Here is a 13618-nt window from a genome sequence, read left to right as displayed (position 1 = left end):
TTATTTTCTCTAGTCGTATCAGCCGTAACAAAAAAGCGTCACCGTGGAAGGTGACGCCAGTCATCAATAGACATCTTTTTGTGTGAAATGGTAGAACGCATACGCTAGAGCCGCTAGCGACCACACGAATATGACGATGAGCGAGAACGGCAACGTCATCCCTTCAATCGGTGGGGCCTGCCCTTCAAGGTAGGTATGAAGACCGAAGTTGACGTTGACCAAATATTTCGAGCTGTCCCAATTTGACCCGAGCGACGTGAGGAGCGGTCCTGAAATAAGGACGGCCATCATGATCCCAATACCGGTCGCCGTGTTTTTGACGATGACCGAGATCATGAGTGCGATTGTCCCAACGGCAGCGACGACGAACCAGGATAACCCGATCGACATGAGCAAGTATTGCCACATCGGGAGCGTATGAACGAAGTCGGTCGAGAATGTCCCGGTCGATGAGGCCTGGAATCCCGTCAGGATTGGCGCAGTCCATCCGTCCCAACCGAGCACGATACCAGAGATGGCATAACTGACGAACGCTGTGATAAAGATGAGAATCGACGTGTAAAGGAGCGTCGTCATCCATTTGGCGAGCAAAATCTTGAAGCGCCTTACCGGACGGGACAGCAACGTCTTAATTGTTCCGTCATTGTGTTCACCGGAGACGATATCCGCCATCAGGACGATGATGAAGAGCGGTAGCACGAGCGTCGTCCCTTGCGAGAAGAAGACACGCATGAACGTCGGGGCTCCGGGATAGTTCGGGTTGATATCGTTATCTAAGTAATATTGATTCTGTTGGACCTGGAACTCCAAGATTTGGCGGAACTCGTCCTGCACGTTCGCCGAAGCGAGCCGGTTTTGCGTATCAACGATTTCTTGCTGTAAGTCGACGCGCCAATCGATCGTCCCTTGTTCTTCCCGTTGTTTCTCGATTTGACGATAGTTCGCATACGTGAACATCGAGACGAGCACGATCAAGATGATGGAGACGACGAGGAGCCGTCGCTTCTTATGGATCTTCAAGACTTCATTTCGTATAAGGCCAAGGATTGACGGATTAGACAATATGGTCACCCCCAGTCAATGAGATAAATAATTCTTCGAGTGTCTGGACGCGTCGTTCGAGCCCGAACACGTCGACACCACGATCGAGCAAGTAGCGGTTCAAACGGGCCGTATCGTCAAGGTTCATCGAGACCCGGATCGTCCGTTCATCGACGACGTCGGCATGGTCAATCGATTCGAATCCGCGAACGATCGGCAAGACCTCAAAACTGTCGGCTACATGGACATCGACGGTCGATGCCAACTCATGAATCAATTCGTCGACCGTTCCGACCTTGACGATTTTCCCGCGTGACATGATGGCGACACGGTCCGCCAACAATTCAATCTCAGCCAAGATATGACTCGATACTAGCACGCTCAAGCCGGTCTCTTCGACGAGACGTCGGATGAAGAGTCGTAAGTCACGAATTCCCATCGGGTCGAGCCCGTTCGTCGGTTCATCGAGAATCAACACGCGAGGATTATTCAACATGGCCTGGGCGATACCGAGCCGTTGCCGCATCCCGAGTGAGTACGTCTTCACTTTATCATCGATCCGCGCCGTCAAATCGACGAGATCAATCACTTCTTGAATCCGAGCCTCATCAACTCCAGGCAACATTCGGGCAAAGGCGTTCAAGTTCTCACGCCCGCTCATGAATTTATACAACTCCGGGTTCTCCACGATAGCCCCGATTTGATTCATCGCCTGAACGAATTGTCGTTCGACACTGAACCCACAAATCGAGACGGTCCCATTCGTTGGCTTGATCAAACCGACAATCATTCGGATCGTCGTTGTCTTGCCGGCCCCGTTCGGACCTAAAAATCCGAATACTTCACCAGGGAACACATCGAACGAGATGTCATCGATGATTGTTTTCTTACCGATTACTTTTGTCAAATGGTCTATTTTCAATGTTGGTTGCATCATCTCACCTCTCCTACATTCTATCGGACTCAACCGCATCTGTCCTATTCGAACATTCACATAGGGCAGGTTCGTACTTATTTGATATGATAGTCTCATAGAAAGTGAGGGAATTACATGAAGAATGGGAAATGGTACTCGTTTTTAATCGGTTCTGTCTTCTTGACAGGCATCGCCTTGTACGGCTTATGGATCGGTTATCAAGATATCGTCAATCCACCGGAACGGACACTCTCGATTAGTGAAGACACGAGACCTGAACCGGTTGGTGACGTGTACGTCGCACTCGGAGATTCGTTGACGCGTGGGGTCGGATCGACGTCAGGCGCAGGCTACGTTCAACCGGTCGGCGAAGCGCTCGAAGAGAATGACATCCGGACGCAGAATTTGGCCGTCTCCGGCGCCCGGACGGAAGACTTATTGGCGCAACTCGAACAGCCGGAAGTACGACGCACGATTGAGAACGCCCGCTACATCACGCTCACGATCGGCGGCAACGACTTGTTCAACCGTGGGGAAAACGTCGACAACTTCGAATCGGTCGATATCGAACAAGTTGTAACCGATGCGAAGACGAACTTGAATGACATCTTCGAACAAGTTCGCGGATTGAACGATACGGCGCAAATCGTTTATATCGCCCTCTATAACCCGTTCCAAGAGAACGAGAACGGTGAGGCGTTCAATCAATTGATTCTCGATTGGAACGCCTCGGCCGCGACGTTCGGAAACGCGCAACGCATCGATGTGATCGATCCGTTCGCTTACGTCTCTGACGTCTCACGTGACCTTGCGACCGACCAGTTCCATCCGAGCGACCGGACATATGAGAAGTTAGCCGAGGACGTATTGTTCATCCTCGAATAAGCAACATGGCCTGATCGTCGCGATCAGGCCATTTTTCATCGTTCATATTTGACGAGCCAGTTCTCCCCGTCGCGCGTCATGGACGTTCCGTACCAACCCGCCTTCAACAAGGCGATCTGTTGCTCTGTATCGCCCATCTCGAGCCATGTCGTTTCACCGATTGGCCGCCAGTCGTCGTGCAATTCTTTCATAAAGATGTAACGCAACTTTCCTCCATACTTTTGTTTGAGGGCACCGACGCGAAGCCCGAGGGCGAACTTGTCCTTCAGACTCGGGATGTTGAATGGCGCCACGGTCGCACAGATGAGGTCGAATCGGCTACCATGTTCAAGTTCTTTCATAAGGATCTTGCCGAGATGCTGTTGAAGACCGTAGCCGCGGTAGTCCGGATGGACGTTCGTCACTTCTTGATACAAGATGCGGTCGAGTGCATCAAACGGATAACCGATGTCATATCCGAGATGCTCGTCATCGAGCGGCGGGATCAGAAGCGCGCGGAACGCGATTAACGTGCCTTTGTAATATGCGCCGATGAGCGTCCGGTCGGTCAACAGCTTCACGAACTCCTCAGTCGACAGAGACTGATAGTGGCTCCCTTCACTCATCTCGTCCATCACCGCCTGTTGTACTGCTTCGATTTCTTGTAAATCTGTCGGCGCCAAATACATGACCTCGATGTCGAGGCCGTTACAATCACCGCGCCACATGGTCGGACCCTCCGACGACATACGTCGCAGTCGTCAGACGCGCTAAGACAGATTCATCAACGTCGATACCGAGTCCTGCTCGTTCTGACAGTCGAATGAATGGTAGTTCGTACGCCAAGTTGCCGATATCTTCGGCGAAGCGGAGCGGTCCTGTCAATTCGACCGACTGGACGATTTTACTCGAAAAAGCGACGTGGAAGCCTGCACTCGAGGCGACCGACGATTCGACCATCGATCCAATTTGGCACTCGATCCCCGACATTTCGGCCATATGAACCAGTTTTTTCGCCGGATAAATGCCGCCGCATTTCATCAGCTTAACGTTCACTTTATGGGCGGCTTGCATCATCGTCAGTCGACGCATCTCTGGTACGCCTCTTACGCCTTCGTCAATCATGAGCGGGACCGATATTTTCCCTTTCACCTCGACCATCCCTTCGAAATCGTCGGCTTTGACCGGTTGCTCGACCCAGTCAATCTGGAATGGCTCGAGTTGCTTCATCGCCTGGAGCGTCTTGGCGGCATTCACCCAGCCTTGATTGACGTCGACCCGAATCGGGATGTCCTTTCCGATAGCCCGACGAACCGCCTCGACACGACGCACGTCTGAAGTGACATCGACGCCGACTTTCATCTTGACGGCTGTATAGCCTTGTTCGATTTGTTCGCGTGCCTCGGCCGCCATCGCTTCAGGTTCCCCGATACTCAAGACATGTGTGACCGGGAACGCGTCATGATATCGACCACCGAGCAGTTCATACACAGGCAGACCGAGTTTTTTCCCGACGACGTCATGACAGGCGATATCAAGCGCTGCCTTCGCCGCTGGAACGTCTCGGATGGCACGATCCATCATGTCATGAAGCCGCTCCATATGCATCGGGTTTTGTCCGATTAAAAGCGGTCCAAGCACATGTCGGATGACGCTAATCGTACTATCGAGCGACTCACCTGTGACGTGCTCGTCAGCAACGGCCTCGCCGTAACCGACATGACCACATTCGGTCGTCAGTTTCACGATAACGGAAGGCATATCATCATAACGATGATAACTGACAATGAACGGTACTTTTAACGGCAATCGAATCGCAAATAGTTCTATCTTCTCTATTCTCATATTTATTCTCCTTTACTTCATACGTGTCATTAGTTATATTGTCGTTAAATAGTCGCTAAATTGCAAGGAGGAGTTTTTGATGTCCATCCATATCGCCATCGTCGGATCGTACGAATTCGTGGAGACGATTCGCTCGCTCGGTTCACCAGAAGACGTCCGGTTTGTTTACCATCCGTATGAACATCCGCACGAAGCGGCGACGATCGCACGAACACTTGGCTCGTTCGACGGTGTCTTTTTTTCCGGTTCGTTTCCGTTCACCTACGCGGCCCCCTACCTTCAGGACGTGGCGACCCATCACGTGGTCCAAGATGAGACGGTCCTGTTGACGACACTTCTGTATGCGACACTCACCCACTCAATTTCTCTTGATCATTTATCCATCGATTTAGTCGAGCCGGAGCGCTTGACGTCAATCCTTGATTCGTTCCCGGATCGTGCCTCGACTCCTGCCGTGATGAAAATCGAACCGCATATCGCTTTCGAAGACGTGATCACTTTTCATGCGGGGCACCGGGCCAAAGAGGCGAAACTGGCCGTGACGAGCATCGAACAAGTTCATCGTCAACTCGTCCGCGATGGGTATCATAGTCTACTAATGATCGAACCACGCACCACGGTCGAGCGCCATCTTGATATGTTGATTCAGCGAATTCGACGTCAGTTTGCGGACGACGCCCAGTTCGCCATCATTCGCTTCGAGACCGGAGCCAAATCATTACTCGACCATTTGAAAGTGGTCCGCTATCTTGGCGGACATATCGAATCGACCGAAGACGGTCGCGTCACGTTGCTCACGACACGAGGCGAGGTCAACAACGCCCTCGAGGCGAGTACGCTCGCCCCACCAGGAGAATATCAAATCGGCATCGGCTATGGCACTCAGTATCAACAAGCATACGAACATGCTGAAATTGCCCGGTCAGCCGCGAGCAAAGAACGCATTCGAATTGTTGACGATTCAAAACGGTTGTCATTCCCCAATCGCGAAGATCACATCCCTTATCGCGTGACTGAAGCGTCGGTGTTTGACGTGATCAAACAAGCCGGGATCAGCCCGGTCAACATCGGTAAAATTATGCAGTTCTCAAAGCGCCGTCTCGAATTCACGGCGAAAGAGTTGACCGACCACCTCGCCGTCTCGAGACGAACGACGGAACGTCTCATCAAAAAACTGCACGATGCGCAACTGATTGAAGTGATTGGTGAAGAGATGAGTTACAACCAAGGACGACCGCGTGCCGTCTATAAATTCAATTTCCCGACCTGAATAGGCCGGGAAATTTTTCATTGTGCCGCTTGTTGTTCGAGCGGTGCCTCCACACTTTGCACAGCAATCCGCGCAATCGTGAAGCCTGTGAACGCATAGATGATCGAGATGACCGGAACGATGAAGTTCAAGATCGCGTAAGGCGCATATTCGAATGCCCCGACTCCGAGCGTCCCGAGAATGAACACCCCGCACGTGTTCCACGGGATGAACACAGATGTCAGCGTCCCGCCGTCCTCGAGCGCCCGGGATAGGTTTTTCGAGTGAAGCCCCATCTTTTCGTAGGCACCGGCAAACATGCGAGACGGGACGACAATTGAGATATATTGTTCCGAACACGTCGCATTCGTTGCCACACCAGCGAGAATCGTTGATGCAATCATCGAACCGGCCGTCTTCGCGAGTTTGACGATTTGATTCATAATCGATTGCAGCATTCCCGAGTACTCTAGAATACCCCCGAACGTCATGGCGACGATTGTCATTGAGACGGTGTACATCATCGCGTCGAGCCCGCCCCGGCTGAACAAGTTGTCGACGAGTTCGTTACCAGTATTAATTACATAGCCGCTCTGGAGCGCCCCGACGCTGTCCGCAAGCGAACCCCCTTGGACGATGACTTGCGCGAGAAAGCCGAGTGTGATTCCAACGACGAGTGCCGGAATGGCCGGTACTTTTCGCGCGACGAGAACGATGACAGCGAGCGGGATCAACAGTAGCCACGGCGAGATGACGAAGCTGTCCTGTAAGATACCCAGTGTCTGGACGATTTCAGAGGAATCCGTCGACGTCTCGCTGAATCGTCTTCCGAGCCACCAATAGGCGCCGAGCGCGATGACGAGTCCTGGAATCGTCGTGTACAGCATATGTCGGATATGTTCGAACAAGTTCGTGTGCGTCAAACCCGCCGCGAGGTTCGTCGTATCCGACAACGGGGACATCTTATCCCCGAAGTATGCCCCTGAGATGACCGCTCCGGCGACCATCGGTGCTGGTATCCCCATACTCAGCCCGATGCCCATCCCGGCGACACCGATCGTTCCCATCGTCGACCATGAGCTGCCAATCGAGAGCGCGACGACCGAGCAGATGATACAAATCGTCACGAGAAAATAGGCTGGTGAAATAATCGTCAATCCGTAGTAAATCATCGTCGCGACGACGCCTCCCCCGATCCAGGCACCGATCGTTAAACCGACTAAGATGATGATGACGACAGCCGGTAGTGCGAGCCGAATCCCTTTGTACATCATCTCCTCGATTTCTTTCCACTTGTACCCGTGTCGCCACGCGACGAGCGATGCGACCGCCGTCCCAACGATGAGCGGGATGTGTGGCCCTTGTTCCAATTTAACGATGGCTACGAGCATGACCCCGATCATGACTAGTAGCGGTAATACCGCCCAGCGAAGCTTCATGTCTACTTTGTTCCCCTGTTGTTCCATGTCTCTTCCTCCCCGATAGCGAAAAATTCAGAATTGTCGTTATATTGTCGCTAATAAGTAGATGATAACGCTTACATATAGAGTTGGCAATAAAAAAATGAACGGGCTTGTTCAGCACGTCCATCTAGTTCATTCATTCAGTTATCATTTGCGGCCCGTCGTAACGTGTCAGCGAGCAAAGCGGCCGCCTCCGGTAAGACATCACGGTCGAACGTCATGTGAGGATGATGGAGCCCAGGCGTCAAGTTCGCACCGATCCCAATCATCGTCGCATCAAGATTCGGTTGTTCGACAGTGTAAAAATGAAAATCATCACTGCCTGAGGTGATGATGCGGTCGACAAGCGCATGTTCCCCAAAGCGGTCGATAATCGCTTCAGCGGCATGTCGGCTCGAGCGTTCGCCAATTTCAGCACCTGGTGTGAAGTCTTGCCACTCCCAGTCGATGGTGACCCCGTGAAGGACAGCGATCTGTTGTAACATCGTCTCGACCCGGTCACGCAACGCCAGCAACTCCTTGTTTTGTTGTGCTCTGACATCGAGTGAGAACGTCGCGTTCCCGGGGATGATATTCAAATTGTCGCTACCGGCCTGGACACCCGTCAACTTGATCGAATACGGCTCGAACGGCGACAAGTACATGCTTTTTAACATCTGTTGAATCGTGAAGATGACATCTAACGCGTTCTGACCTTGATGCGGACGCGCACCATGGGCGTCATCGCCACTGACTTTGCCTTTTAAGAAAAATGCGGCTCCGTGTTGAATCGCAGCGGTATATTGTCCGCGCTGCAATTCCTCGAGCGGACGCAAATGGATGCCGTACAGCTGACTGACGTCTTTTAATGCCCCGTGTTGAATCATGGCGAGTGAGCCGTTCCCTTGCTCTTCCGCCGGTTGAAAAATGAAGCGAATCCGCTTCGATAGCGTCTCATGTCTCAACTCATCGAGCGCGCCGAGCACCATGCTGATGTTGGCGTCATGGCCACACGAATGGTTCGCTTGAAACGTACCGTCGACTTGTTGCCAAAGCGCATCGATATCGGCCCGAACGGCGATGACGTCGTCTCCTTTCCCAATCTCAGCGATGACCCCGGTCACGTCCACAAACGTCTCGTGCCGAACATCCCATGACGTCAAGATGTCGGCAATCGTCTTCGTCGTCTCTACTTCTTTCCAACTCACTTCCGGATGGGCATGAAAATGCTCAAACCAGTTCAATACGTTCGTCGTCATGATCGATCCCCCATATGTACTTATATTTTTTTGACCCCTTTGATTAAGACCCACTGCAGTGGCAATCGAGCCCACGTGACCCATTTCGGGAGTGGCACTTTGCCAAGTTTCGACGGTTTGAGCGCCATATTGATATTGGCTGGGAATACCGCGATTAAGAAAGCAGGTAACGTCCCTTTCACGAAGCGCGTCCCTTTGTTCATGAGCAACAACACCCCATAGACGACCTCGATGACCCCACTTGCCTGCACCATGAACCGTTTAAACGGCCACGACTTCGGAATAATCGACATGAACGCCCGTTCCTGAACGAAGTGCATGACACCTGCCCCTAAAAATAACATCCCATATAGTTTACGAATCAACTGAACCCCTCCTTTTTTCTAAGCATAACAAAAAAGATGGGCTGTGTGCCCATCTTTACAGTGCGTCTCCATTCGCGTTTTGAATCTCGACATCGACCGTCTCGGTCTTGCCGTCACGAACGTATTCGATTGTGACCGTTCCGTCCGTATCGCGAATCAGTTCACTCCGCAGATCAATGAATGACGAGACCGCCTGATCGTTGATTTTCACGATGACATCGCGCGCTTCAAGTCCTGCCCGTGCGGCCGAACTGTTTGCCTGTACTTCGACGATGATCGTGCCCGCCGTCACCGACTCCGGCAATTTGATTTGCTCGGTCAAGTACCCCGGCGGGAACTCCGAAACGTCTCGAAGCGAGACGCCGAGCGATGGATGATTCACTTCGCCAGTCTGTTCGATTTGATTGATGAGCGGTAAGGCGATATCGACCGGGATCGAGAAACCGACCCCTTCGACCGAATCAGTCGCAATCTTCATCGAGTTGATTCCAATCAACTGTCCCGATTCGTTGATTAACGCGCCACCAGAGTTACCCGGGTTGATGGCAGCATCCGTCTGGATGACCTCGGCGTTAAAATCGGCTTGTCCATTCTCATCCGTATCAACCGGTACGAGACGTGACGTCGACGAGACGACACCGCGTGTGACCGAGTTCTCAAACTGACCGAGCGGGTTACCGATGGCGACGACGGTCTGCCCCGGTTTCAACTCGCTAGACTTACCAATCGAGATAACAGACGACACTTTGTCCGCGTCGACTTCAAGCACGGCCAAGTCGTAGGTGGCATCGCTACCCATGAGTTTGGCGTCTGCCGTTGACCCGTCATTGAACGTCACGGTCAAGCGATCGGCCCCGTTGACGACGTGATGGTTTGTAACGATATAAGCCGAGTCGCCGTCTTTCTTATAGATGACGCCCGAGCCGACCCCGGCCTCGACAGCTTCACTTGAAAAACCGTTTGACGCGAAATTATTCACTGTCACGACAGCCGGCTGTGCAGTTGCGACGGCATCAGTGACTGAGTTATCGGCCTTCGTCGATGTCGTTTGGACCGGTGACCCTTCCGACGTCACGTTCGTATCCGACACATTCGTCGGCATTTGATCGATGAACGGGAAAGCGATCGCGCCGGTCAACACGGCGCCGATGACACCGCCGACAAACCCAGGGAACATCCGTCCGACGAACGATGGTCGGGCTGGTTGCTCTGCGCGCGACGGTTGTTGTCGCTGTTCCGACGAGCCGAGCTCGGTATCAAGCCAATCCTCGCGTTGATTCGATTCATTTGATTCTGTTGGACGATCATTGTGTTCCATGTGTAATCATCTCCCATATGATGTTTCCTCTTTGTTCTACCCTTAGTATAAGAGGCCTAGTCATCGATTTGTGGAAATGAAGCATCGATTACAAGATTCTTCACAATTTGCGTCAATTGGGTCAAACGATGACGTTTTTTAGCGTCCCGAGCCCCGTGATGCTTACCTCGACCGTGTCTCCTGATTGTAGATAGACAGGCGGCTTCATGCCGTGGCCGACCCCAGCCGGTGTGCCGGTCGCGATGATATCACCTGCTTCAAGTGTCATCCCTTTTGACAATGTCCGAATCAACTCTTCGATTGGGCGAATCATATCCGCCGTCGAGCCGGATTGACGTGTCTCGCCGTTCACGACCGTTTGAATCGTGAGTGGGAACTCAAGTTCATCCGGTGTGACGATATACGGTCCGAGCGGACAGAACGTGTCGAACGATTTACCGCGGAAAAATTGGACGTGCTGTTTTTGGACGTCCCGGGCCGTGATGTCGTTCAGAATCGTATAACCGAAAATGTGAGCGTCAACGTGATCGATGTCCCGGCCCGACTTTCCGATGATGACGGCGAGTTCGCCTTCATAATCGAGTTGATCGGTCAATTCAGGATGACGTTCGATGACAGCCCCTGGCCCGACGACCGAAGTCGGTGCTTTCGTGAAGATGACGAGTTTCCCTGCTCCCGCCGTATCCATTTCTTTCACATGTTCTTCATAGTTCTTTCCGATACAGATGACGTTTTTAAGCGGTCGGTATGGTGCGACGAGCGTGACGTCGTTCAGTGTTGACCGGGGCGCGACGTCTAAATCGACGTCCGGTTCAAACTCACGCGCGATGACTTCTAACAGCGAAGTCGTATGTAATTGATCGCTGACGTCATAAACGAACTCCCCAGCTACGACACCGACCCTTTGCTCTCCTTCAACTTGAAAACTACACCATTTCATCAAAATTCCCCCTTTTTTGCTAGTATACAAAAAATCAGGGCGCGACGGCCCCGATTACGCTTTGTTCAAGAATATAATTCGCTGATTGCTCGACCCCCGAAATCGGAGCGACCGGTCCATGAGCGGCTGTTCGAAGCGACCGTCGACGAGCACATCGGCACGGTCGAGCACGCTCGAGATATGCTCGTCTTCCATGGCTTGTAACTGTTCGAACGTATAACCAGTATACACCCAGACATTTTTCTGTAGCTCTTTACACCCGTTGACGAGCCGGGCCAGTTCTTTCGGCTGCAGAAACGGTTCTCCGCCTGAAATCGTCACTCCGCCCCAGCCGGACTGTTCGACTCGACCAAGCAAGTCCTCGACCGAGACGTCTTGACCTCCGCGTGGATTCCACGATTCTGGATTGTGACACCCTAGGCACCGGTGGGGACAGCCTGCCGTAAAGATGACGGAACGAATGCCCGGCCCGTCGACGACCGATTCGTCAAGTACGGATAGGACGCGCATGATGCTTCACCCTCGCTCGTTCTTCTTCTCGTTTTGCTGAATTCCACCGGTCCATCGTGCCGACCAGATAGCCGGTGATCCGACGAATCCGTTCAATCCGCTCGTGCTCGCCGCACGTTGGGCAAGATTCATCGATGATGCCTTCGAGACCGCAACGGCCACACCGATCGACGGGATGGTTGATTGATCCGTAGCCGACGTTTTCGGTCCGCATGAGCCGGACAATCGCTTCGACCGCTTCCGGATTATGAGCGAGCGATCCGTCGACTTCGACGTACGTGATATGCCCCGCATCACAGAGCGCATGGTACGGCGCTTCGAGACGGACCTTATCACGAATCGAGACCGATTGATACACAGGTACATGGAATGAGTTCGTGTAAAAGGCGCGATCGGTCACCCCTTCGATGATTCCAAATGCTTGTTGGTCTCTTGCCACAAATTTACCAGACAACCCTTCTGCCGGAGTGGCTAGTAATGAAAAGTTCAAATCGTGCTGCTCCGACGCCTGCTTCATCCGATTACGTAAATGCGTGACGATATCGAGGCCGAGCCGTTCCGCCTCACGTGATTCGACATGCGTGCCCCCAGTGAGCACCCGCAGCGCCTCAGCGAGACCGATGAATCCGATTGAGAGCGTCCCTTGCTTCAACACCTCACGAAGATCATCTTCCGGGCCGAGCGTATCGCTCCCCCGCCAGACGTGCTGGGCGTAAAGAAAGCGAAATTCGTCGGCATGGCGCTTCGCTTGATAATCGAACCGTTCGAGCAATTGCTCGATGGCGACGTCGACATAGACGTCGAGCGTTTCATAAAATGAATGGATGTCTGAAGCGACGAGTGCCAACTTAACCAAATTCAAGGTCGAGAACGATAAATTCCCTCTGCCAATCGACGTCTTGGCGCCATGCCGATTCCCCATCACCCGGGTCCGGCAACCCATGTAGGCGACTTCCGAGGCGTGCGTCCCGTCGTAGTACTGCAGGTTGAACGGGGCGTCGACGAACGAGAAGTTCGGGAATAACCGTTTGCCGGTCACACGACAAGCGAGTCGGAACAAGTCGACGTTCGGATCGTCCTCATGGAAGTTGACGCCTTCTTTCACTTTGAAGATTTGAATTGGGAAGATCGGTGTCTCCCCGTTGCCGAGCCCCCGTTCGGTTGCACGCAACAACTCCCGGATGAATATCCGTCCCCAACGGCTCGTATCGGTCCCATAGTTGATCGAGACGAACGGTACTTGTCCACCGCCTCGTGAATGCATCGAATTAGCATTATGAATGAACGCCTCACAGGCTTGATACGTTGCTGTGACTGTTTCGGCCTCAGCGACTTCAATGAGTTGCTCGCTCGACCATTCGACTGGAAGCTTCTTGAGCCGCTCCAGTTGACGTTCATACGTCTTTTCGACATATGGAGCCAAATCGACGTCGAACATCGGGAACGCCTGTCCTCCGTGCTGCATATTCTGATTCGCTTGAAGGATAATTGAAGCGAGTGCCATCGCCGAGCGGATGTCTTGGGGCGGGCGAATCGTCCCGTGTCCGGTATGAAATCCGTTCGTCAGCAATTCGCCGAGCGGGATTTGACAACACGTCGTCGACCCTGTCACGTAATAGTCGGCATCATGGATATACAAAAAATTGTCCGCGACGGCCTGACGTGACCGCTCTGACAACAAGTACGACGTCGACAACTGTTTCGACACTTCTGAGGATAACCGCGCCAGTTTGCCAAGTGGTGATTTCCCGTCGACGTTGGCGTTCTCTTGTACGAGATCTTGATCTGGGAGAACACAGACATCTTCATAAAGCTGGAGCATATTCACTCCGCATCACCTCACTATATATTGATTATAAAAGAGTTTTT

General features: G+C 52.6%; 13 protein-coding genes. 2 read left to right on the top strand and 11 right to left on the bottom strand.

The genetic code is table 11. The features are described 5' to 3' along the window. Positions 1 to 63: 63 nt before the first annotated feature. Together EVJ33_RS02730 and EVJ33_RS02725 are read right to left on the bottom strand one after the other, a co-directional pair. On the bottom strand, positions 64 to 1062 hold the full coding sequence (locus EVJ33_RS02730; protein WP_131434197.1) for an ABC transporter permease: 999 nt from the start codon (positions 1060 to 1062) through the stop codon (positions 64 to 66). Continuing rightward, on the bottom strand, positions 1055 to 1975 hold the full coding sequence (locus EVJ33_RS02725) for an ABC transporter ATP-binding protein (protein ID WP_131434318.1): 921 nt from the start codon (positions 1973 to 1975) through the stop codon (positions 1055 to 1057). The genes EVJ33_RS02730 and EVJ33_RS02725 overlap by 8 nt, the downstream gene beginning before the upstream one ends. 117 nt (positions 1976 to 2092) lie before the next feature. On the opposite strand from EVJ33_RS02725, the gene EVJ33_RS02720 reads away from it, so the two are divergent. After that, positions 2093 to 2842, top strand: a complete 750-nt coding sequence (locus tag EVJ33_RS02720; RefSeq protein ID WP_131434195.1) for a GDSL-type esterase/lipase family protein — start codon at positions 2093 to 2095, stop codon at positions 2840 to 2842. Positions 2843 to 2877: 35 nt separating this feature from the next. On the opposite strand, the gene EVJ33_RS02715 is transcribed toward EVJ33_RS02720, so the two are convergent. Then, positions 2878 to 3549, bottom strand: coding sequence for a hypothetical protein (locus tag EVJ33_RS02715; RefSeq protein WP_131434193.1), 672 nt, complete (start codon positions 3547 to 3549; stop codon positions 2878 to 2880). Continuing rightward, entirely contained in the window at positions 3536 to 4666 is a 1131-nt protein-coding gene (locus tag EVJ33_RS02710; protein WP_131434191.1) for a mandelate racemase/muconate lactonizing enzyme family protein, read from the bottom strand. The genes EVJ33_RS02715 and EVJ33_RS02710 overlap by 14 nt, the downstream gene beginning before the upstream one ends. A gap of 79 nt (positions 4667 to 4745) precedes the next feature. Here EVJ33_RS02710 and EVJ33_RS02705 point away from each other — a divergent pair, with 79 nt between their 5' ends. Then, on the top strand, positions 4746 to 5936 hold the full coding sequence (locus EVJ33_RS02705) for a hypothetical protein (RefSeq protein ID WP_131434189.1): 1191 nt from the start codon (positions 4746 to 4748) through the stop codon (positions 5934 to 5936). Between the two features lie 17 nt (positions 5937 to 5953). Here the strand turns inward: EVJ33_RS02705 and nhaC are convergent, their stop codons facing one another. The 7 genes from nhaC to EVJ33_RS02670 all read right to left on the bottom strand — a co-directional run bounded on the left by nhaC (position 5954) and on the right by EVJ33_RS02670 (position 13571). Further along, positions 5954 to 7354: a Na+/H+ antiporter NhaC gene (gene nhaC / locus EVJ33_RS02700; RefSeq protein WP_201739657.1), complete on the bottom strand. Its 1401-nt coding sequence runs from the start codon at positions 7352 to 7354 to the stop codon at positions 5954 to 5956. A gap of 164 nt (positions 7355 to 7518) precedes the next feature. Next, positions 7519 to 8616, bottom strand: a complete 1098-nt coding sequence (locus EVJ33_RS02695) for an amidohydrolase (RefSeq protein WP_131434185.1) — start codon at positions 8614 to 8616, stop codon at positions 7519 to 7521. Positions 8617 to 8636: 20 nt separating this feature from the next. Further along, positions 8637 to 8981, bottom strand: coding sequence for a DoxX family protein (locus EVJ33_RS02690; RefSeq protein ID WP_201739655.1), 345 nt, complete (start codon positions 8979 to 8981; stop codon positions 8637 to 8639). Positions 8982 to 9036: 55 nt separating this feature from the next. Continuing rightward, positions 9037 to 10299, bottom strand: coding sequence for a S1C family serine protease (locus EVJ33_RS02685; RefSeq protein WP_131434183.1), 1263 nt, complete (start codon positions 10297 to 10299; stop codon positions 9037 to 9039). Positions 10300 to 10420: 121 nt separating this feature from the next. After that, entirely contained in the window at positions 10421 to 11239 is an 819-nt protein-coding gene (locus EVJ33_RS02680) for a fumarylacetoacetate hydrolase family protein (protein ID WP_131434181.1), read from the bottom strand. 54 nt (positions 11240 to 11293) lie between these two features. After that, positions 11294 to 11749 carry an anaerobic ribonucleoside-triphosphate reductase activating protein gene (gene nrdG / locus EVJ33_RS02675; protein ID WP_131434179.1) on the bottom strand — a complete coding sequence of 152 codons (456 nt, stop codon included), beginning with the start codon at positions 11747 to 11749 and terminating at the stop codon, positions 11294 to 11296. Next, positions 11727 to 13571 carry an anaerobic ribonucleoside triphosphate reductase gene (locus EVJ33_RS02670; RefSeq protein WP_131434177.1) on the bottom strand — a complete coding sequence of 615 codons (1845 nt, stop codon included), beginning with the start codon at positions 13569 to 13571 and terminating at the stop codon, positions 11727 to 11729. Before EVJ33_RS02670 ends, nrdG begins: the two co-directional genes overlap by 23 nt. Between the last annotated feature and the right edge of the window lie 47 nt (positions 13572 to 13618).

The sequence above is a fragment of the Exiguobacterium sp. SL-10 genome, assembly GCF_004337025.1.
Taxonomy (GTDB): Bacteria; Bacillota; Bacilli; order Exiguobacteriales; family Exiguobacteriaceae; genus Exiguobacterium.
Note: the sequence above shows the minus strand (reverse complement) of the source record. Positions and strands in the feature narration are given on the sequence as shown.

Bases quoted from the DNA above. Each gene is read 5' to 3' on its own strand.
- EVJ33_RS02725 (WP_131434318.1), bottom strand. From the start codon at position 1,975: ATGCAACCAACATTGAAAATAGACCATTTGACAAAAGTAATCGGTAAG.
- EVJ33_RS02720 (WP_131434195.1), top strand. From the start codon at position 2,093: ATGAAGAATGGGAAATGGTACTCGTTTTTAATCGGTTCTGTCTTCTTG.
- EVJ33_RS02715 (WP_131434193.1), bottom strand. From the start codon at position 3,549: ATGTGGCGCGGTGATTGTAACGGCCTCGACATCGAGGTCATGTATTTG.
- EVJ33_RS02710 (WP_131434191.1), bottom strand. From the start codon at position 4,666: ATGAGAATAGAGAAGATAGAACTATTTGCGATTCGATTGCCGTTAAAA.
- EVJ33_RS02705 (WP_131434189.1), top strand. From the start codon at position 4,746: ATGTCCATCCATATCGCCATCGTCGGATCGTACGAATTCGTGGAGACG.
- nhaC (WP_201739657.1), bottom strand. From the start codon at position 7,354: ATGAAGCTTCGCTGGGCGGTATTACCGCTACTAGTCATGATCGGGGTC.
- EVJ33_RS02695 (WP_131434185.1), bottom strand. From the start codon at position 8,616: ATGACGACGAACGTATTGAACTGGTTTGAGCATTTTCATGCCCATCCG.
- EVJ33_RS02685 (WP_131434183.1), bottom strand. From the start codon at position 10,299: ATGGAACACAATGATCGTCCAACAGAATCAAATGAATCGAATCAACGC.
- EVJ33_RS02680 (WP_131434181.1), bottom strand. From the start codon at position 11,239: ATGAAATGGTGTAGTTTTCAAGTTGAAGGAGAGCAAAGGGTCGGTGTC.
- nrdG (WP_131434179.1), bottom strand. From the start codon at position 11,749: ATGCGCGTCCTATCCGTACTTGACGAATCGGTCGTCGACGGGCCGGGC.
- EVJ33_RS02670 (WP_131434177.1), bottom strand. From the start codon at position 13,571: ATGCTCCAGCTTTATGAAGATGTCTGTGTTCTCCCAGATCAAGATCTC.